Here is a 19,973-nt window from a genome sequence, read left to right on the forward strand (position 1 = left end):
TCATGATTCCTCAGGTGAAGTTCCAGAGCGCGGCAGGCGCGCCAGAAAACGATCCAGCGATGCGGCAAAGGCTTGCCTGTCCTGCTGGTTGAGTGTGGCAGGGCCCGAGAGTTCCACGCCGCTGCTACGCAGGGTTTCCATGAGATTGCGCATGCTGAGCCGCTCGTGGATATTGGCTTTGTCATACATTTCACCGCGTGGGTTGAGCGCATGCCCATCCTTCGCGATCACGGCGGCGGCCAGCGGAATATCGGCCGTGATGACCAGATCGCCCGCTTCCAGCTTTTCTACAATTTCATTGTCCGCCACATCAAACCCGCCCGGCACCTGCATGGCCTGCAGATAGGGGGAGGGCGGCAGACGCAGCAGCTTGTTGGCAACAAACACTGTGGGCAGGCGGCAGCGTTCCGCTGCGCGGTAGAGTATTTCCTTGATGGCGACCGGGCAGGCGTCGGCGTCTACCCATATCTTCATCTGCCGCGGCCACCTCCGCCGCCACTGCCGTTACGTGGACCCTTGGGCATGTGGCGTGGGCCGGGCTTGGGGGCAAATATCGGTGTCTGCGGCAGGGCCTGATGACGCGCTGCTTCAGATAATGGCTTGCCTGCATCAGCAGTTGCCTGCGCTTTGCGGTTGCCTTGCGGGGCGCCATTGGCGCCGCCAGCCTTGCCAGACTGCGGGCGGCGTTGGCCTTGCGGCTGGGCGCCGTTGCGTGCGCCATTCGCATTGGCCGCAGCTGGTTTGCCCTGGCGTGGCTGACCACCGGGACGGGCTGCATTTTCTCTTGGCTGGCGCGGTTGCGATGGTGAAGCTTGCGAATCACGCGGTTGGCTTTGGCGTGCTTGATTCTGGCGCGGCTGGCCCTGACGCGGTTGGCCTTGACGAGGGCGCGGAGCGCGTGGCTCGCGCTCTTCGCTGGCGGCCGATTTGTCTACCGGCGATGGTACAAAGCCTTCGACTTCCACACGTGGAATTTCGCGTTTGATCAGGCGCTCAATGCCTTTCAGCAGCTTGATTTCTTCTTCATCGACCAGCGATACGGCAGCGCCCGTAGCGCCTGCACGACCGGTCCGGCCGATACGATGCACATAATCTTCTGCCACATTCGGCAGCTCAAAGTTGACCACTTGCGGCAGCTGGTCAATATCCAGCCCGCGCGCTGCAATGTCAGTCGCGACCAGCACCGGCAGGCTGCCATCCTTGAATTGCGCCAGTGCCTTGGTACGGGCGGACTGGCTCTTGTTGCCGTGAATGGCAGCGGCGGGGATGCCATCTTTGACCAGCTTGTCGGCCAGGCGGTTGGCGCCATGCTTGGTGCGGGTGAAAATCAGCACCTGCTGCCAGTTGTTCTGCTTGATCAGGTGGCTGACCATGTCGCGCTTGTGGCTCTGGCGCACCAGATGCACGGTTTGCTCCACCAGTTCAGACGCGGTATTGCGGCGCGCCACTTCCACAAAGCCCGGGTTATGCAGCAGGCCATCGGCCAGCGCCTTGATTTCATCGGAGAAGGTGGCCGAGAACAGCAGGTTCTGCCGCTGCTTTGGCAACAGGGCCAGCACGCGCTTGATGTCGCGGATAAAGCCCATGTCCAGCATGCGGTCAGCTTCGTCCAGCACCAGGATTTCCACGGCCGACAGGTCCACGGTTTTCTGGTTGGCGTGATCCAGCAAGCGGCCAGGGGTTGCCACCAGAATATCCAGTGGCTTTTTCAGTTGGGCGACCTGTGGGTTGATTCCCACGCCACCAAACATCACCATGGATTTCAGCGGCAGGTATTTGCCATAGGTTTGTACGGATTCTTCTACCTGGGCAGCCAGCTCGCGTGTGGGTGTCAGGATCAGGCAGCGTGGCTGTCCGGCCTTATTTTTGCCGGGACGGCCTTGCAGCAGATGCAGCAGCGGCAGGGTGAAACCGGCGGTTTTGCCGGTGCCGGTCTGGGCGCCAGCCAGCAGGTCTCCCCCGGTTAATACCTGGGGGATGGCCTGCAATTGAATGGGGGTGGGCGTGGTGTAGCCAGCATCGGCAATCGCACGCAAAATGGGTTCGGCAAGGCCGAGCTGGGCAAAGCCAGCGGCGTTTTCAACTACGGTAGACAAGATTAAAACTCCTGCAGCTGCCTATTGCTTTGTGAGCATACCAATTCAGGCAACGAGATGGGGTGGTGTGAGGGACGCTGCGGTCATTGGTGAAGCGCAGGAACCTGCATTATACGGTAATGCCTGTGACTTGCGGGCATGAGATTCGGTTCCATGCCCGGGATCGTCACTCAGGCGCGTGCGGCGCCATTCAGCGAGGCGAGTTCGCTTTCCGTCAGCCAGCGCCATTGGCCTTCTGCCAGGTCGTCTGGCAATACCAGCTCGCCAATACGGATGCGCTTCAGGCTTTCCACGCGATTGCCCACGGCGGCCAGCATGCGCTTTACCTGATGGTATTTGCCTTCTGCCAGGGTCAGATGCAGCACCTGATCGCTGATCTGCTCGCAAGCCAGGGCGGCGATAGGGGCGGGCTCATCCACCAGTTGCACGCCTTCCTGCAATTGGCGGATCTGGTCGGCATCCACCGCATGCTTGGCGCCGACTTCGTAAATTTTGGGCACTTTCCACTTCGGCGAGCTCATGCGATGGATGAACTGACCATCGTCTGACAGCAGGATCAGGCCAGTAGTGTCTTCATCCAGCCGCCCTATGCATTGCACGCCGCGCTCCAGCAGCGGGTGCGGCAGCAGGGCAAACACGCTGGGGTGATGCTGCGGCTTGTGCGAGCACTCATAATTGGCGGGCTTGTTCAGCATCAGGTAAGCCTTTTCACGGTACTCCCAAGGCTCATCGTTCACCGTGAATGCCAGCTTGTCCGTGTCAAAGTCGGCAAAGGGGTTATCGCAAGGCTCGCCATTGACGGTCACCGCATGATGGCGGATCAGGATGCGGCAGTTTTTGCGGGAGCCGAAGCCCTGCGCGTGAAGGATACGTTCAAGATGCATGAAATAAAGACTCGGTGATAAGCGGGTTAAAAGCTCGGGTTAGGGTAATCAGATGCCGGGTCAACGGGGTGAGCTGACATCATGGAAAGGTAGGAGTATCCGCATTGCAGGCCGCTTGTACCCAGCGGCCACTGAAGTCGGTGGTCTGGTCGATAGGGCCCAGCTCATTGCTGTTGCCCTGCGCCGTCAATTGGCCCGTGAATGCCGTATCGCTCTGCACCTGCATGCTGAACTTGCCGGTTCCCTGCAAGCTGCCGGAGCATACCACATCCCCATTTACCTGTTTGCCCGCGTGGCGGTAATTGCGGATGACGCAGCCCTGGTCATTGGCCGGTACGATGGGTTTGTCCAGCCTGGCTTGCTCGGGCGTCAGGCATTGCAGCACGGTCATGGGCTGGTTGCCCACCGGCAGCTGTATGCCCAGCATTTCCAGCTGCTGCAGCTGTTCGTCAGGAATCTGCGGCATATTGTGCAGCTTGAGCTTGATGCTGGTTTCCCATAATCCCGGGCGCAGGGCATCCGCGGCATGCGCGGGGTGGCTGGCGAGCAGCACCAGACCCAGCATCAGGCCTGTCCCCAGCTGCCAACCAAGAGTTAGCGGAAGGGTTTTGATTGAACATCGAGTGTTGGGCACATGCATCCTTAGCAACGTTATTCCAGAAAAAATCAGCCTTAAATTTCGGCTTCAACCTATGCCTCAGCGCATGGCGCCTTCATGCATGCACCACATCTACCTGTCCCTGGTCGGCAATCAGGACCAGGCTGGCGAGGCCACGAAATACGCCATGCTCAACCACGCCAGGGGTATTGTTGAGCAGAATGTCCAGCTCGGCATCGTCCAGCCAATCGGGGAACCGCACATCCAGTACATAACTGCCGTGCGCGGTAACCGCGACGTTATCCTTGCTGGCGTTGAGGCGCAGCTCGGCTTCGCCGTTGGCTTTTTCCAGCGCGTGGCGGACGATCTTCCAGGCAGCTGGCATCACTTCCACCGGGATCACGAATTTCTCGCCTATGCGGCTCACTTGTTTGCTCTTGTCCGCCACCACCACAAAGCGTTCGGCAGCACGCGCCAGCAGTTTTTCCATGACCAGGTCCTGGCCGCGGCCTTTCAGCAGGGTCAGACCCGGTGTGATTTCATCGGCGCCATCCACATACAGATCGAGATGCCCCAGTTGCGAGATATCCAGCAGTGGCAAGCCATGCTCGGCTGCCTTAATAGCGCTGATGGTGGAGCTCGCCACGGTGGTGATACGCAGCCCTTCGTCACGCTGACGACGGCTGAGTGCTTCGATGAAGTAATTGGCGGTGGAGCCAGTGCCCAGGCCGACGATCATGCTGTCTTCCACCAGGCTGGCGGCATGCTCGGCTACCAGTTGTTTGTCGTTCATGATGCTGCTCCTTTTCGCGTGAGCGGTTATTCGGACGTGAGTACGGCGTTACATGCCCCAGCGCAGGGCGGCGGTATGTACCGGGCTATCCCAGTGCTGCTTGATCTCGTCATCAAGCAGGCACACGGTGATCGAGGCGCCTGCCATATCCAGCGCGGTGGTGTAGTTGCCGACCAGCGAGCGGCTGATGATGAGACCATGCGATTGCAGCAAACGTGCGGCGCTGTTGTACAAGAGGTAAAGCTCCATCAGCGGGGTAGCAGCAAAACCATTGACCAGCAGCAGGATTTCACTGCCGGCGGCGGGGGCCAGATCATGCAGTATCGCCTTGACCAGGTCCGCCACAATATCATCCGCGGGACGCATCGCTTCGCGGCGGCGGCCGGGTTCACCGTGGATTCCAACACCCATTTCCAGCTCCTGCTCGCCCAGCTCAAACGTGGGTTTGCCTGCGGCCGGTACCGTACAGCTGGTGAGCGCCACTCCCATGGAGGCCGTGCGCCGGTTGACCCTGTCGCCCAGCGCCTTGCAGGTGGCCAGGTCGGCCCCGGTTTCTGCCAGGCTGCCAACCACTTTTTCCACGATCACGGTGCCCGCAACGCCGCGACGGCCCGTGGTGTAGGTGGAGTTTTCCACCGCCACATCATCGCTGGTCAGCACGGTGGCGCTTTCACAGGAAAGCATTTCTGCCGCCATTTCAAAGTTCATGACATCGCCCGCGTAATTCTTGACGATGAAGAGCACGCCCTTGCCGCATTCCACCGCTTCGGCGGCGGCCAGCATCTGGTCGGGGCTGGGCGAGGTAAACACAAAGCCGGGGCACACCGCATCCAGCATGCCATAGCCCAGCAGACCGCTATGCAGCGGCTCGTGGCCGGAGCCGCCGCCCGAAATCACGGCTACCTTGTTCTGGGCTTTTTTGGCACGAACCAGGTAATTGGGTTCAAGATGCAGTGTCACCAGATCGGCATGCGCAGCCGAAAACCCTTGCAGGCTCTCGGTGAGCATGGTGTCGGGCTGGTTCATGAATTTTTTCATGGGGTCTCCTCCTGCTGTTTGTGATGGCTATTGTTTGAGTCAGGGCAATGCTTGGGCGATGCCTTAATGGGCCTGGCCCAGCAGCATGTCGCACACGGCATGGATCATCACCTGGCAGCTTTTTGCACCGGGGTCGATGTGGCCGATGGCGCGTTCACCCAATCCGGCCGCCCGACCTTTGGTCGCCAGCATGTCACGCGTGGCCAGCATGCCTTTTTCTGCTTCGGCCTTGATGGCGTTCAGGATGTCTGCATCAAGCTCGGCATGCGTGCTGGCGAGCTGAGTGAAAAGGGCAGATACCGGTATCAGGACATCCATCATGGTCTTCTCGCCGACCTGGGCTTTGCCACGATGCTGGATGCCAGCAACGCCAGTCGCAAACAGTGCCGCATGATCAGCCAGCGAAACAGGGTCCTTGAGCTTGATGGCTTTGGCCATCTCCAGAAAAAAGCTGGCGACCAAGGGGCCGGAGGCACCGCCTATGCTGGATAGCACTTTCATGCCGATTTTCTGCAGCGCGGCATCCGGTGTCAGGTTCTCCAGCTCTGGCCGCATGGCAGCGGCGGCTGCACAGCCGCGTTTGATGTTGATGTAGTGATCGCCATCGCCAATATCGCGGTCCAGACCCTCGATATCAGCCTCATGGCTGAGGATGGCAGAATTGACGGCATCAATCGCCGCCAGAATAAAATCAGTCTTCACGTATTGGATACTCCTTAGGCTCGTGCTGGCGTAGCCGGATGGCTGATGGTGTCGATCGGTGATGATCAAGCGCCATGCCGGCGACAGGTCCGGGTGCAAAAGTATTACCCCGAACGCCATCTTTTGCAAACCTCGTCGCGGGCTTGCCTACGGCCCGTTGGCGTAATCGGGTAAAATGCCGGCATTCCCCTCTGGAACCTGCCATGAGCTTCAAACATATTACCTCGCGCGACAACCCTGTCTTCAAGCAACTGAAAAAGCTGGCGGAGTCTTCCCGCGAGCGCCGCCGCCTGGGGCAAACCCTGCTGGATGGTCCGCATCTGCTGCGGGATTACATGGCGGTATTCGGTACGCCGCGCCAGCTGATTATTGCAGAAGGGCAGTCCACCAATGAAGTGAATGGCCTGATACAGGAGCTGGCGGATATCCCCACCCTGATGGTCACCACGCTGATGTTCGCCGAGTTATCGCCGGTGACAACGCCGACCGGTATCCTCGCGCTGGTGGATACGCCCCAGCTGCCATTGCCCGAGACGCTGGAGTTTGTGCTGATGCTGGAAGATATTCAGGACCCGGGCAATCTGGGTAGCATGTTGCGCTCGGCCGCCGCCGCAGGCGTGCAGGTGGTCTATTTGTCGGAAGGCTGTGCCGAAGCGTGGTCGCCCAAGGCGCTGCGCGGTGGGCAAGGCGCGCAGTTTGTGCTGCCGGTGGTGGAGCGCTCGGACTTGTTGGCTCTGGCCGGGAATTTCCCGGGGGAGACGCTGGCGACGGTCATGCAGGGAGAGTCCTTGTATGCGCAGAACCTGCGTCAGCCGGTGGCATTCCTCATCGGTAATGAAGGCGCCGGCCTCAGCCTGAAGCTGCAAGCGGCGGCCAGCCGCAAGATTCATATTCCCATGCAGGGGCAGGTGGAGTCACTCAACGCAGCCGCGGCAACATCTATCTGTGTGTTTGAGCGTCTGCGGCAGAATCTGAACCAGGGTTAATCTCCCGGTTCTGACTGGGGATACTGGCTGGGCCAAACCCGCGCTATCAGGCCGCAGGTTTGCGACGCTTGGCGCGGCGTTGATCCTGCCGCCATTTCCAGATCACCAGCGTCCCAAAATACGTCACGATGGAGCCGACCACGGCCAGCGTGGCCAATCCCGTCACTAGCGGCAAGCCCGCGCTTTTCAGCCAGGCCAGACTGCTGTCTATCCAGTGCATGTCCACCATCATGGGTTCAGCTTCAATGGCATGCTCCAGCAGCGGTGCTATCTCCTGCTGGCCGATTAAGAGCGAGCCTATGCTGTACGCCAGCCAGTACACCGGGGGAAAGGTGAATGGGTTGGTCACCAGCGTCGCCAGCATGGCAATGCTGATGTTGGCACGCATGAACAGCGCGGTGAGCGCCGCGGCGAAAAATTGCCCGAAGGGAATGATGAAGGCAAAGAAAATACCGATGGCCGCGCCGCGCGCCACGGCCTTGCGCTCAAGGCGCCACAGGCGCCTGTCCTGCAATTGCTTGCGGAATGGGCTCAGCCAGCGTGAAGCCAGAATGGTATCGCGGGTTGGAATGTGCTGCTGGAAGCGCTTGAATGAGAAGGCCATGCTTATGCCTGAGGGGAGAGGGCGTGCAGATTAGCACGGCCCTCGTGACAGCTTGATGACCAGCTAAGGCCACGCCGCCTAGTGGCGGCTTTGCGTCGCAGGCATGACAATGTCCGGGCTGAACAGCTGCTCGGTGTCGACCTTGTCAAAAGTGTATTCGGCGTTGCAAAAATCACAATGTATTTCAATGGTGCTTTGTTCCTCCAGTATCTCGGCCACTTCCTGCGGGCCCAGCATTTTCAGCATGTTGCCCACGCTGGTGCGCGAGCAACTGCAGTGAAAATTCACTGCCTGCGGCTCAAACAGCCGCACATCTTCCTGATGAAACAGGCGCTGCAACATCTGCTCGGCGGATAATCCCAGCAGCTCTTCAGGCTTGACCGTGTCGGCCAGAAAGCCCATGCGGTCCCAGGCATCCAGGTCTTGCTCAGGCTGATCTGGCAGCTTTTGCAGCAGCATGCCGGCGGCACTGTTTTCATTGGCGGACAGCCAGATGCGCGTGGCAATCTGCTCCGAGCGCTGCATGTAGTTTTGCAGGATTTCGCTGATGTTGTCGCCTTCCAGCGGCACAATGCCCTGATAGGTCTGGCCGCCATCCTTAGGGTCCAGGGTAATGACAAAATGGCCATTGCCGACCAGTTCGGTAAAGCTCATGCCATCGAGGTCGCCTGTCCATTTGGCCGTGGCGCGCAGCCCAAGTTCCGCAGTGCACTCCACAACAAGCAGATTGACCGGGCCTTGGCCCTGAATCTGCAGTACAAGTGCGCCACCTTGCATCTTGAGCGTGGCGGAGAGCAGGGCGCTGGCGGCCATCAGTTCGCCGAGGGCGCTTCTCAGCACAGGTGGGCAGTGCTGGTGTTGCAGCGCGCTTTGCAGGGTACGGTCGAGATGCACGGTATTGCCACGTATCGGCGTGTTGTCGAAAACGAAGCGGTGCAGGAGATCTTGGTGCTGGAGAGATAAAGTATTCATGGTGTCATTTTAACATGGAGGCTTAGCCGGTGCTTTGCAAGCAGGCTGGCGCAAACTGCTGCAAGCGGCTAAATCAGGTGGGGGATATGCCGGGTGCGCGGGATAGCCTGTAGCCGCCAGTGCTCATGGGCCCAGGCCCATAGCTCTTCAAGCGGTGCCTGCCGCAAGGCATCTGGCGGGGATTGCTGCAAAAACTGCAATACCTGCCAGAGTTGTTCGCTGGCATGCTGCCATTCCAGCGCGGGCGCCAGTGTCTGTTTGCTCAGTTTTTCGCCTGCGGCATTGGTGGCCACCGGCACATGGGCATAGCCGGGCTGCGGCAGCTGGAGCACTTGCTGCAGAAAAATCTGCCTGGGGGTGGAATCCAGCAGGTCGGCGCCACGCAGCACATGCGTAATGCCTTGCCAGCCATCATCCACTACCACGGCGAGCTGGTAGGCAAACAGGCCATCGGCGCGTTTCAGCACAAAGTCGCCGATGTCGTTTGCCAGATGCTGAGCCTGCGGTCCCTGTATTTCATCCTCAAACCGAATCGTCTGATCACCCACCCGGATGCGCCATGCCCGGGCGGACTTCCCCGGCGCCAGCCCATCGCGGCAGGTGCCGGGGTAGACCACGCCATCAATACCGTGGTGGCCCGAATCGGCAATTTCCTTGCGCGAGCAGCCGCAGCCATAGATGGCACCTTGCTCTTTCAACCGGGCCAGTGCGGCTTCATACGCCTCCTGGCGCTGGCTTTGGTAGATCACCGGGCCTTGCCACTCAAAGCCATAGTGTTCCAGCGTGCGCAGAATATGGTCGGCGGCGCCGGGCACGGTGCGCGGGGTATCGAGGTCTTCCATGCGCACCAGCCATTCGCCCTGCATGGCATGCGCCTGCAGGTAGCTTGCGGTGGCGGCGATCAGCGAGCCGAAATGCAAAGGCCCGGTAGGTGAGGGGGCAAAACGGCCGCGATAGGGCATGCGGATAAGGGCCTAATGCACTGCCTGCAGATAGGGAGGAATGTGCCAGGAGTGCAGCTGGCGCCCCAGCAATTGCAGCTGGCAGGCCATGCGGTCGCTGCCATGGGCGCTCACATCAAACTCATAGGTGCGCAGCAATTGCACACGGCCACGACTATTGCGGCCCAAGCGCAGGCGCGTGCAGGCCACGGTTTCATCCAGCAATTGCAGGTTGGTACGATCCACCAGTGCGTTGCCATGCTGGATGGCGGCCTCGCGGCTGCCAATGCTGTCCAGCCAGAACCAGGCGCTGGCGATCAGAATCACGATCAGTAAAATTTCCACGGTCAGGACTTTTTGGTTGGTTATTTTTCTAAGTTGGCTATTTTTCTAGCTTGACTATTTTTCCAGGTTGACTATTTTTACAGTAAACAAGGTTTTGGGTGTGTCCGCGACATTCTCCCATGCAGACTGAATGGCGACCCTGCCCATTTTTGCACGGAGACCATGCCCTGGAAAGCAAATTAGAGATGGGGCTGACAGCCCACTTTTAAAGAGCCGTGGTAACCAGGCGTGTGGATGTGTGGCATACGCGCATGCACCTTTCATTCTGCAGCGCTTATCAGTTATAGTGATTCGTCAGAATTCAGGCTTTCCATTGTCAAGTGCATGTATGAGCAATAGTCGTGAGCAAGAGGCCCGTCAGGCCTACCTCAATTTATTGAAAGCCAAAGGCGTGGATGCCGCTACCCTGCAGCATCGCGAACGTTTTTTACAGGCATTGGCGGCGGATCTCGCAGACCAGCCTGCGGACAGCATGGTTTACCGGGATGTGGTCGAAAAGCATCTGGAGCAATTGCCACGCGCCGATTGGCCGCTCCTGCTGGCGGTAGCGCGCGAATACTTCCCTTTCTGGATTCAGGATATCAAGGCCGTGGCGGCCATGAATGCCGAAGCGGGCTTTGCGCCGCCGGCCATTACCTGGCAGCCGCTGGCGCAGAGCCTGCAAGCCCTGTGGGATAGTCTTGATCAAACCCAGTTCAGCACCGCTGAAAACTGGCCGCTCAAAGCTTATCGCCATGCGCTACGCCAGGAAGGCGCCGAGCTCGACGTGGTGGAAACCCGCATCAAACTGGTGAAATTGCTGTTGGTGCGACTGCGCGATGCGCCTGCGCAGGATGCCAAGCTGTATCGTCTGGCGGTGGACAACACCTTGCCCCTGTTTGACATGAAAGAAACCCGCCGCCTGTTTCTGGTGGTGGTGCGCGAGTTTTATTACTTCTGGATAGGCGATCCCGAAGCGCTCGACCATATTGTGCTGGGTTAGCCCCTCGCCTGCGGGCGATAAGGGCCCGCAGCCTGTTATTGCCAGATTCTGCGTTTACTTCTTGTTGCCTTCTGCTTTCTCCTGATCTTCCAGCGCTGCTTCCAGGCGTGTGCATAGCGTTTTCAGTATCTTGATGCGGGCAAAGTATTTGTCATTCGCCTCGATCAATGTCCACGGTGCCTGACCGGTGCTGGTGCGGTCTATCATGTCGCACACCGCGTCCTGGTAGGCATCCCACTTGCTGCGGTTGCGCCAGTCTTCTTCGGTGATCTTGAAGCGCTTGAAAGAAGTTTTTTCGCGTGCCTCAAACCGCGCCAGCTGCTCCTCCGGGCTGATTTGCAACCAGAATTTCACTACCAGCGTTTTATGGTCGGCGATCTGCTCTTCAAAGTCATTGATCTCGGCATAGGCGCGTTGCCAGTCGGCATCGGCGCACAGACCTTCCACGCGCTCCACCAATACCCGGCCATACCAGCTGCGATCAAAAATGGTAATGCGCCCACGGCGGGGCAGATGCCGCCAGAAACGCCAAAGGTAGGGATGCTGGCGTTCTTCTTCCGTGGGTGCGGCAATCGGCACTACGTTGTAGCTGCGGGCATCCAGCGCCTGGGTAATGCGCCGTATGCTGCCGCCTTTGCCTGCGGCATCCACGCCTTCAAACACTACCACTACGGACATTTTTTTAAAGGCCGGGTGGCGGGTCAGCTGGTTCAGCTTGCCCTGGGTTTTCTCCAGTTGCAGGCTGTATTCTTCCTTGCCTAGCGACTGATCCAGATTCAGGGTGTCGACTATGCGTAACTGGTCCAATGGCGGCATGAACGGTGCTGCCAGTGCGCTGGGCGGACGCGGCTTGTTATCAAGCCGGTTGCGTATGGCCTCGAGGATTACCTGGCCCGCCGTCAGATTGCGATAGTTGGCGTCATAGCCTTCCACGATCACCCATGGGGCAAACGCGGTGCTGGTCTCGCGGATCACATGGCCGCTCACATTCTTGATCTTGTCGTAGAGTTTAAGCTCGGCCATATCCTGATCGGTAATGCGCCAGCGCGTGGCCGGGTCTTTCTGCAGGCTTTTGATGCGGGTTTTCTGTTGGTCCTTGCTCAAGTGAAACCACAGCTTGATCAGCAGCGTGCCTTCATCGGTCAGCATGCGTTCCAGCCGCACAATGTCTTCAATCGCCTTGTCCAGCGCATTTTTCTTGATCTTGCCGTGCGATTTATTCGTGATGGGGTCGTTGTACCAGGAGCCAAACAGTATGCCGATTTCGCCCTGCGGTGGCAGTGCCTGCCAGAAACGCCACATCGGCGGCCGCTGGCTTTCCTCACTGGTGGCCGGGCCAAAGGCAAAGGTATTGATGTGCCGCGGATCAAACCATTCGTTGAGGATGTTGGCGGTTTCACCCTTGCCACCGCCGTTGACGCCACCGATCAGCACGATCACCGGGAATTTGCGGCTTTGCAGCATATCGTATTGCGCATCGAGCAGGGCTTCGCGCAGGGCTGGCAGGCGTTTCTTGTATTCCTCCCGGTCTATCTTGTGGCCAATTTCGGCGGATTCAAACATGGCTAAGTGGCTCCGGTGATAAGGCCATGGGTGCGCAGCCATGGCGGTATGTTTAAGGGTAAGGGCTCCAGTGTATACCCGCGAAGTCGAAAGGCGTATGACATGGGCGCCTCTTCATTGACTGGCTTCGCGCTTCAATAATTCCTGCTTGCGCGTAATTCCCCAGCGATAGCCGGTTAAACGGCCATCACTGCCTATTACGCGGTGACATGGAATAGCCATTGCCAGCATATTGGCCGCACAAGCACTTGCCACCGCGCGAATGGCCTTGGGCGCGCCTATGCGCTCGGCGAGCTGCCGGTAACTGATGGTGCTGCCACGAGGAATATCCCGCAAGGCCTGCCACACTCGCTGCTGAAACGCCGTGCCCTGAATATCCAGCGGTAAATCCAGGCCAAGCGCCGGTGTCTCGATAAAGCGCAATACCGATGCCAGCTGCTGCTCCAGCGCAACATCCTGTTCCACGACGCTGGCATGGGGGAATCGGGCACGTAAATCCTGCAGCAGCGTGGCGGCATCATCGCCCATGGCAATGGCGCACACGCCGCGCTCGCTGGCGGCGACCAGCACCATGCCCAGGCTGCATGGCGCGACTCCTGCGCGTATCAGCATGCCGCGACCGCCTTGCTGGTAGCGCGTGGGCGTCATCCCCAGCAGGCGGCCAGATTGCGCATAAAAGCGGCTACTGCTGTTAAAGCCTGCCTCCAACATGGCATCAGTGACGCTACCATTGGCTTGCAGATGCTCCCGTAGCTGCTGGCTGCGGTGTGCCATGGCATACGCTTTTGGGGTCAAGCCAGTGACTGCCTTGAACAGACGGTGAAAATGCGAAACGCTGAGCCCGGCCATCTCTGCCAGATGTTGCAGGCTGGGGATGTGCTCTGCTTGCTCAATCTGGCGGCAGGCCTGGGCAATGCTTTCAACATGAGCTGCTTGCGCATCCGTCTTTGCCAGATCTGGCTTGCAGCGCTTGCATGCGCGAAACCCCGCCAGTTCGGCCTCCGCCGCCGAGCTGAAATATTCCACATTTTCCGGTCTGGGCGTGCGTGCGCCACATGTGGGACGGCAATAGATGCCTGTGGTCCGCACCCCATACAAAAAGTGCCCCTCAGCCGCCGGGTCGCGCTGCTGGATCTGTTGCCAACGGGGATCAATCAAGGGCATGGAGTAGGGCGTGCTTGTTAATGAACTGCACATGATTTTACGCTCAATGAATCTGTGGAGTACCAATCTAGCGCGTTGGCTTCCTGCCCGCACTCCGCTTCTTATCATTGAATTTTCTGATGAGTGGGCGCGGGGCTGCACGGCGCGTAGCGGCGAATGGGTAAGCCCAAGTTAGCTGACTCAGCCTTGCAATATCAGTCTCGCATATTAATAAAAACCGGTTGACCATTTCCATATTTCGACTATTATAGAAATATGGAAAACACATCAGCAGTAAAAGCACTCGCCGCATTGGCTCAGGAATCACGCCTGGGGATATTTCGTCTGCTGGTTCAGGCCGGGCCCGAGGGGTTGGCGGCTGGCAAGATCAGCGAGCTGGCTTCTATCCCGCCTTCATCGTTGTCGTTCCACCTCAAGGAGCTGGCGCATGCCGAGCTGGTGAGCGCGAAGACAGAGGGGCGCTTTGTGATTTACTCGGCCAACTTTACCCGCATGAATGATCTCTTGGCATTCCTCACTGAAAACTGTTGCGGCGGAACCGCCTGCATCTCTCTCGATTGCGCAAGCAAAGGAGCTTAACCATGAAACGCATGCATATCCATATCGCAGTGGACGACCTTGACGCCAATATCCAGTTTTATTCGGCGCTGTTCAACGCGGCCCCGGCGGTGCTCAAGCCCGATTACGCCAAGTGGATGCTGGATGATCCCCGCATCAACTTTGCCATCTCCATGCGCAACGCGCCCGCTGGCCTCAATCACCTGGGCATACAAGTCGAAAGCGAAGGCGAGCTGGCGGAGATGCACACTCGCCTGCAGGCGATAGAGCAGCAGACAGCAGCGCAGTTAAAGCCTGAGCTGGGCGCGGCCTGTTGTTATGCCAAGTCCGACAAATACTGGGTTACCGATCCCCAGGGAGTGCCATGGGAAACTTACCATACGCTGGAGGCCATCCCCGTGTTTGGCGCGTCGTCGGCGGAACCCGCCACGCAGGGCGAATGCTGTGTGCCGATCACCATGATAGGCAAAGCAACAAAACCGGTAGGCGCCAAACCCGGCTGTTGCTGATTATCTGGATGGCACGAAGATGAGCGAGAACATGGTTAAGGTACTGATTTTATGCACGGGGAACTCCGCCCGCAGCATCATGGCGGAGGCCTTGTTTAATATACTGGGGCAGGGGCGTTTCAAGGCTTACAGCGCAGGCAGCCATCCCAATGGCAAGGTGAATCCGTATGCCATCGAGCAAGTCGCGGCGATAGGCTATGACACCAGCGCCTTGCGCAGCAAGAGCTGGGATGAGTTTGCCGAGGCGGATGCGCCGCAAATGGACTTCATCATTACCGTATGTGACAACGCCGCAGGCGAGCTTTGCCCGGTATGGCCCGGTAAGCCCATCGCAGCCCACTGGGAATTCGAAGACCCCGCGGCCGTGCAGGGCACGGATGCTGAAAAGCGCGCCGCGTTTAAGCGCATTTTTCAGCAGATAGAAAACTGCGTTGCCCAGCTGGTGGCGTTACCCCTGAGCCAGCTGGCCCCCGATGCCATTCGTCAGCACATGCAAGCGATAGGGCAAAAACAACAGGAGCAGACCTCGTGAACATATTCGAGCGCTATCTCTCGCTATGGGTAGGCTTGTGCATTGTGGTCGGCGTCATGCTGGGGCAATGGCTGCCCGCGTGGTTTGAAGTCGCTGCTGGCCTGGAGTGGGCGGGAATCAACCTGCTGGTGGGCCTGCTGATCTGGGTCATGATCATTCCCATGCTTATGAAAGTGGATTTTCGTTCCTTGAGCGAAGTGAAATCACACTGGAAGGGCATCTCCGTCACGATTTTCATCAACTGGGCGATCAAGCCTTTTTCCATGGCGTTACTGGCCTGGCTGTTCATCCATCAGGTGTTTGCCTCGTATTTGCCCGCAGAGCAGCTTGACAGTTATGTCGCCGGACTGATTTTGCTGGCCGCCGCACCCTGTACCGCCATGGTGTTTGTCTGGAGCCGACTGGTGAATGGCAATCCGCTGTTTACACTCTCGCAGGTGGCGCTTAATGACAGCATCATGGTGATTGCCTTTGCGCCTATTGTGGCGCTATTGCTGGGGCTATCGTCCATCCATGTGCCGTGGACTACCCTCATGGTGTCGGTGCTGTTTTACATCGTGATCCCCGTGATCATCGCCCAGGGCTGGCGCAAACACCTGCTGCAGCAAGGCACGCCCCGCCTCAATGCCGTGCTGGAGAAAACCGGGCCATGGTCCATGCTGGCCTTGCTGCTTATGCTGGTGCTGCTGTTTGCCTTTCAGGGGCAGGCGATCATGACGCAGCCCTTGGTGATCCTGTTGCTCGCGGTGCCGATTCTGGTGCAGGTCTTCTTCAATTTTGGGCTGGCTTACTGGCTGAATCGGCAAGTGGGCGAGGTGCATGCGATTGCCGGACCTTCTTCCCTCATTGGCGCCAGCAATTTTTTCGAGCTGGCCGTGGCCACCGCCATTAGCCTGTTCGGCTTTCATTCCGGTGCGGCGCTGGCTACTGTGGTTGGTGTGCTGATCGAGGTGCCCGTCATGCTGCTTATCGTGCAACTGGTGAATCGCAGTCAGCATTGGTATGAGGCAAAGCGTTGATGCTCCATTTTCAAGCGCGATATCGCGGCCGGAAGCAATATCCTTAAGCCAAAATCCTCTTAATGCACACAAAACGTGCAATGCACTTATAAATGCACTTCAATAGTGCAAAATCTAAAATGCCCCAAAACTGAAATCCTGAAGAAACAATAACTTGCTGTATTGGCTTGAATTTTGCTCTTTTGAGCCAAACAAAAATTTCACAGGAGAGTAAGTAATGGAGACAGTGCAGTCAGCAAATGATGTAGTTTTTATGTTGCTCGGGGCGATTATGGTGCTTGCCATGCATGCCGGGTTTGCCTTTCTGGAGGTAGGCACGGTGCGCAGCAAAAACCAGGTGAATGCGCTGGTCAAGATCATGGTGGATTTTTCAGTATCCACCATTGCCTATTTTTTCATCGGCTATGGCATTGCCTATGGCGTGGATTTTATGCACGGCGCCGATGTGCTGTCCGCCAAGAACGGCTATGAGCTGGTCAAGTTCTTCTTCCTGCTGACCTTTGCCGCCGCCATTCCCGCCATTATCTCGGGCGGCATCGCCGAGCGTGCCAAATTCAATCCGCAAATCGCCGCGACATTTGCACTGGTCGGGCTGGTGTATCCCTTCTTTGAAGGCATCGCCTGGAACGGCCATTACGGTATTCAGGCCTGGCTCACCCAGCAGTTCGGCTTTGCCTTCCATGACTTTGCCGGATCAGTGGTAGTACATGCCATGGGCGGCTGGATCGCCCTCGGCGCCGTCATCATGCTAGGCGCCCGCCACGGCCGCTACAGCAAAGATGGCCGTCTGCATGCATTTCCACCATCCAATATCCCATTCCTGGCATTGGGTGCATGGATACTCACCGTCGGCTGGTTTGGCTTCAACGTCATGTCCGCCCAAACCCTTAATGCCGTCAGCGGCCTGGTCGCGCTGAACTCCCTCATGGCACTGGTCGGTGGCACCATCGCCGCCGTCATCCTCGGCCGCAACGACCCCGGCTTTGTACACAACGGCCCGCTGGCTGGCCTGGTCGCCGTGTGCGCAGGCTCAGACGTCATGCATCCCCTGGGCGCCCTTGTTACCGGTGGCGTTGCTGGTGTGTTGTTCGTCTGGACCTTCACCTTGGTGCAAAACCGCTGGAAAATCGACGACGTCCTCGGCGTATGGCCACTGCATGGCCTGTGCGGCGCCTGGGGTGGTATCGCCGCTGGCATCTTCGGCTCACATGCTTTGGGTGGCATGGGCGGCGTCAACATCGTTTCGCAGTTAATCGGCACGGCGCTGGGTGTCGTGATCGCCTTGGCGGGCGGATTGGTGGTCTATGGCGTGCTGAAGGCGGTGGTCGGCATCCGTTTGACGCAGGAGGAGGAGTACATGGGCGCTGATCTAAGTATTCATAAAATCCCTGCGACTTCGCAGCTTAGTGCGTTGGGAGATGATTGAACCCGGATTAAAAAATTTAACTGAATCAATTTTAATACGCCCGATTAGTCGGGCGTTTTTATTCGGTTTGATGGTCTTTACAACTATTTACCCAAGTTAACATACTTTGATTCAGACCCCTTTAACCTTTTGCTCCACGCGGCGTCTTACTTTGCGTGACACTTAATACTGAGTGAGTTAAAGGAGCGAGACATGAAAATCAATAAACACATTATTTTGCCAGGACTGTTGCTGGTGGGTTCACTTGCGGCATTTGGTACGGCGCTGAGTTATGCCGGTGACGATGAGGCTTGTGCCGGTCCGCATGGCAAACATGCGCATGCCGGTGGCCCTGGCGCTGAGGATGGCGGGTTTCATCGCGGTTTGCGTGGGCTGGACCTGACGGCGGATCAGAAGGCGCAGATAAAGCAGATTATGGATAAGCAGAAGCCGGTGCGTGAGCAGAAGATGCAGGCCTTGCATGATGGCATGAAGAATCTGCAAACCCTGGCCAAGGCTGAGCCTTACGACCCTGCCAAGGTGCAGGCGGCAGCGGCCGAGCAGGCGAAGATTCAGGCGGACCTGATTGTCTTGCGCACGGATGCGGCGCATCAAGTGTATGCCTTGCTGACGCCAGAGCAGAAGCAGAAGTGGAATGATCGGCCGGAGCGTGGGCCTAAAAAGCCGGATGATCGTGGCTAATAGAAGGTCCATTTTTTATCGCTCGCATTACTCCGGCGATCTATCTTTCAGTCTGGAGTAATACCCGTCACGATGGGTGTATGGCCTGAGAGCCCTTGCCACAAGCATGCGGGCTCCTTGGGTGCGAGATTAAAGCAGGGCGCAGTTAAACGCGTCCTGTTTTTATGTCTATGTGCATGACGTTGAATAATGCCAATGTTATGCTTGTGTTCTGCCCGGGTTCTTCCGTGCTTGAATGCCAGTCTTGGCTGAATTTCCGTCCCATGTTTGAATGCAGAGCCTGCCCAGCATGCCTTTCGTATGGAATTTGATGATTGAATTGATCCTGTACGTATTTCCCGGCGCTCAAAAAAACGGGAAAGCGGAGAATAAATGAAAACAATACCTTACCAGCAGATAGCATCCGTTGCGGTGCTCGCTCTTATTTCTGTATTGACGGTCGCCTGCCAATCTGGCGACAAATCCCCCAAAGACAAACCCGCGCCTGAAGTTGGGGTGATGACCATCAAGCTGCAGTCGCAGCCACTTGAAACCGAGCTGCCTGGCCGCACGGCGGCGCACATGGTGGCGGAGATACGGCCGCAGGTCGGCGGTATTATCCTGAAGCGTGCCTTTACTGAAGGTGCCAATGTGAAGGCAGGCGAGTTGCTGTACCAGATTGACCCGGCGCCTTATCAGGCTGCGTATGCCAGCGCGCAGGCCGCGCTGCAGAAGACGGAAGCCAGTCTGGTGTCGACGCGGCTGAAAGCAGAGCGCTATGCCCAGCTGGTGAAGATTAACGCGGTCAGCAGCCAGGATAATGATGACATTCAGGCTACCTTGCGTCAGGGAGAGGCGGATCTGGCATCGGCCAAGGCGGCGCTGGAAACCGCCCGCATCAATCTGGCCTACACGCGTATCGTATCGCCGATTGCCGGCCGGGTAGAGACCTCAACGGTCACCCCGGGTGCATTGGTAACGGCGAACCAGACCACAGCGCTGACTACCGTGCAGCAGCTAGACCCGATTTATGTGGATATCACCCAGCCCAGCAGCGCCTTGCTGCAGCTGAAACGCCAGCTCGCCAGTGGCGCCCTGAAAAAATCCGGTGAAAATGCCACGCGCATGCAGGTGGTGCTGGAGGATGGCAGCCGCTATGCGCACGATGGCGTGCTGAGCGTGACGGGTGTAACCGTCAATCAAAGTTCCGGTGCCGTGACCTTGCGCGCCGTGGTGCCCAATCCCGAAGGCTTGCTGCTGCCGGGCATGTATGTGCGCGGTATTTTGCAGGAAGCGGTGAATACCAATGCCATCCTGATCCCGCAGCTGGCGATGAGCCGCAATAACCGCGGTGAAGGCACCGCTCTGGTGGTGGATGCTGAAAACAAGGCGGAGCTGCGCACGCTGACGGTAGAACGGGCCATAGGCAATCAGTGGTTGATCAGCAAGGGCTTGAGCGCTGGCGAAAAGCTGATTGTCGAGGGCCTGCAGAAGGTTAAGGTCGGTGACACGGTAAAAAGCGTGGAAGTGGCTGCACCTGGTGTGGCTAACACTACGCCGTCGCCTGCCGGTGCTGCTGCTCCGGCCGCCGGGAAGTAGAG

22 protein-coding genes are annotated in these 19,973 nt (G+C 58.1%); 9 read left to right on the top strand and 13 right to left on the bottom strand.

What is annotated here, in order from left to right:
- The 7 genes from MPQ_RS05860 to dhaL form a co-directional block, all read right to left on the bottom strand.
- Entirely contained in the window at positions 1 to 474 is a 474-nt protein-coding gene (locus MPQ_RS05860; RefSeq protein WP_013441984.1) for a YaiI/YqxD family protein, read from the bottom strand.
- Positions 471 to 2,096 (bottom strand): DEAD/DEAH box helicase, encoded by a 1,626-nt coding sequence (locus MPQ_RS05865; RefSeq protein WP_013441985.1) that lies wholly within the window; start codon positions 2,094 to 2,096, stop codon positions 471 to 473. The genes MPQ_RS05860 and MPQ_RS05865 overlap by 4 nt, the downstream gene beginning before the upstream one ends.
- Positions 2,097 to 2,266: 170 nt before the next feature.
- Positions 2,267 to 2,980, bottom strand: a complete 714-nt coding sequence (locus MPQ_RS05870; protein WP_013441986.1) for a pseudouridine synthase — start codon at positions 2,978 to 2,980, stop codon at positions 2,267 to 2,269.
- Between the two features lie 79 nt (positions 2,981 to 3,059).
- Entirely contained in the window at positions 3,060 to 3,545 is a 486-nt protein-coding gene (locus MPQ_RS05875; RefSeq protein ID WP_013441987.1) for a DUF3617 domain-containing protein, read from the bottom strand.
- Positions 3,546 to 3,693: 148 nt separating this feature from the next.
- Positions 3,694 to 4,371 carry a ribose-5-phosphate isomerase RpiA gene (gene rpiA / locus MPQ_RS05880; RefSeq protein WP_013441988.1) on the bottom strand — a complete coding sequence of 226 codons (678 nt, stop codon included), beginning with the start codon at positions 4,369 to 4,371 and terminating at the stop codon, positions 3,694 to 3,696.
- A gap of 48 nt (positions 4,372 to 4,419) precedes the next feature.
- Complete coding sequence (gene dhaK / locus MPQ_RS05885) at positions 4,420 to 5,409, bottom strand: dihydroxyacetone kinase subunit DhaK (RefSeq protein ID WP_013441989.1); 990 nt, start codon at positions 5,407 to 5,409, stop codon at positions 4,420 to 4,422.
- Positions 5,410 to 5,472: 63 nt separating this feature from the next.
- The gene (gene dhaL / locus MPQ_RS05890) at positions 5,473 to 6,111 is read right to left on the bottom strand and encodes a dihydroxyacetone kinase subunit DhaL (protein WP_013441990.1); all 639 of its coding nucleotides are present in this window, start codon (positions 6,109 to 6,111) and stop codon (positions 5,473 to 5,475) included.
- Positions 6,112 to 6,314: 203 nt separating this feature from the next.
- On the opposite strand from dhaL, the gene MPQ_RS05895 reads away from it, so the two are divergent.
- Positions 6,315 to 7,097 carry an RNA methyltransferase gene (locus MPQ_RS05895; protein WP_013441991.1) on the top strand — a complete coding sequence of 261 codons (783 nt, stop codon included), beginning with the start codon at positions 6,315 to 6,317 and terminating at the stop codon, positions 7,095 to 7,097.
- A 46-nt stretch (positions 7,098 to 7,143) separates the two neighbouring features.
- On the opposite strand, the gene MPQ_RS05900 is transcribed toward MPQ_RS05895, so the two are convergent.
- From MPQ_RS05900 to MPQ_RS05915, 4 genes are all read right to left on the bottom strand, one after another.
- A complete protein-coding gene (locus MPQ_RS05900) occupies positions 7,144 to 7,701 on the bottom strand; it encodes a DUF2062 domain-containing protein (protein WP_013441992.1) in 558 nt (185 codons plus the stop codon).
- A gap of 78 nt (positions 7,702 to 7,779) precedes the next feature.
- A complete protein-coding gene (gene hslO / locus MPQ_RS05905; protein ID WP_013441993.1) occupies positions 7,780 to 8,673 on the bottom strand; it encodes an Hsp33 family molecular chaperone HslO in 894 nt (297 codons plus the stop codon).
- A 68-nt stretch (positions 8,674 to 8,741) separates the two neighbouring features.
- Positions 8,742 to 9,635: a tRNA glutamyl-Q(34) synthetase GluQRS gene (gene gluQRS, locus MPQ_RS05910; RefSeq protein WP_013441994.1), complete on the bottom strand. Its 894-nt coding sequence runs from the start codon at positions 9,633 to 9,635 to the stop codon at positions 8,742 to 8,744.
- Between the two features lie 12 nt (positions 9,636 to 9,647).
- Entirely contained in the window at positions 9,648 to 9,959 is a 312-nt protein-coding gene (locus MPQ_RS05915; protein WP_013441995.1) for a DUF3301 domain-containing protein, read from the bottom strand.
- Between the two features lie 328 nt (positions 9,960 to 10,287).
- On the opposite strand from MPQ_RS05915, the gene MPQ_RS05920 reads away from it, so the two are divergent.
- On the top strand, positions 10,288 to 10,941 hold the full coding sequence (locus MPQ_RS05920; RefSeq protein WP_013441996.1) for a hypothetical protein: 654 nt from the start codon (positions 10,288 to 10,290) through the stop codon (positions 10,939 to 10,941).
- A gap of 54 nt (positions 10,942 to 10,995) precedes the next feature.
- Here MPQ_RS05920 and pap read toward each other — a convergent pair whose 3' ends face one another.
- Complete coding sequence (gene pap, locus MPQ_RS05925; RefSeq protein ID WP_013441997.1) at positions 10,996 to 12,504, bottom strand: polyphosphate:AMP phosphotransferase; 1,509 nt, start codon at positions 12,502 to 12,504, stop codon at positions 10,996 to 10,998.
- A 114-nt stretch (positions 12,505 to 12,618) separates the two neighbouring features.
- A complete protein-coding gene (gene ada / locus MPQ_RS05930; RefSeq protein WP_013441998.1) occupies positions 12,619 to 13,701 on the bottom strand; it encodes a bifunctional DNA-binding transcriptional regulator/O6-methylguanine-DNA methyltransferase Ada in 1,083 nt (360 codons plus the stop codon).
- Between the two features lie 222 nt (positions 13,702 to 13,923).
- Here ada and MPQ_RS05935 point away from each other — a divergent pair, with 222 nt between their 5' ends.
- From MPQ_RS05935 to MPQ_RS05965, 7 genes are all read left to right on the top strand, one after another.
- The gene (locus MPQ_RS05935; RefSeq protein ID WP_013441999.1) at positions 13,924 to 14,247 is read left to right on the top strand and encodes a helix-turn-helix transcriptional regulator; all 324 of its coding nucleotides are present in this window, start codon (positions 13,924 to 13,926) and stop codon (positions 14,245 to 14,247) included.
- Between the two features lie 2 nt (positions 14,248 to 14,249).
- Positions 14,250 to 14,735, top strand: a complete 486-nt coding sequence (locus tag MPQ_RS05940) for an ArsI/CadI family heavy metal resistance metalloenzyme (RefSeq protein ID WP_013442000.1) — start codon at positions 14,250 to 14,252, stop codon at positions 14,733 to 14,735.
- 19 nt (positions 14,736 to 14,754) lie between these two features.
- Positions 14,755 to 15,267, top strand: coding sequence for an arsenate reductase ArsC (locus MPQ_RS05945; protein WP_013442001.1), 513 nt, complete (start codon positions 14,755 to 14,757; stop codon positions 15,265 to 15,267).
- Positions 15,264 to 16,286 carry an ACR3 family arsenite efflux transporter gene (gene arsB / locus MPQ_RS05950; RefSeq protein WP_013442002.1) on the top strand — a complete coding sequence of 341 codons (1,023 nt, stop codon included), beginning with the start codon at positions 15,264 to 15,266 and terminating at the stop codon, positions 16,284 to 16,286. The genes MPQ_RS05945 and arsB overlap by 4 nt, the downstream gene beginning before the upstream one ends.
- A gap of 217 nt (positions 16,287 to 16,503) precedes the next feature.
- Entirely contained in the window at positions 16,504 to 17,712 is a 1,209-nt protein-coding gene (locus MPQ_RS05955) for an ammonium transporter (protein WP_041362103.1), read from the top strand.
- 192 nt (positions 17,713 to 17,904) lie between these two features.
- Positions 17,905 to 18,393 carry a Spy/CpxP family protein refolding chaperone gene (locus MPQ_RS05960; protein WP_013442004.1) on the top strand — a complete coding sequence of 163 codons (489 nt, stop codon included), beginning with the start codon at positions 17,905 to 17,907 and terminating at the stop codon, positions 18,391 to 18,393.
- 372 nt (positions 18,394 to 18,765) lie between these two features.
- Positions 18,766 to 19,971 carry an efflux RND transporter periplasmic adaptor subunit gene (locus MPQ_RS05965; protein WP_013442005.1) on the top strand — a complete coding sequence of 402 codons (1,206 nt, stop codon included), beginning with the start codon at positions 18,766 to 18,768 and terminating at the stop codon, positions 19,969 to 19,971.
- Positions 19,972 to 19,973: the final 2 nt, after the last annotated feature.

This window comes from Methylovorus sp. MP688 (assembly GCF_000183115.1).
In the GTDB taxonomy this organism is placed as follows: Bacteria; Pseudomonadota; Gammaproteobacteria; order Burkholderiales; family Methylophilaceae; genus Methylovorus; species Methylovorus glucosotrophus.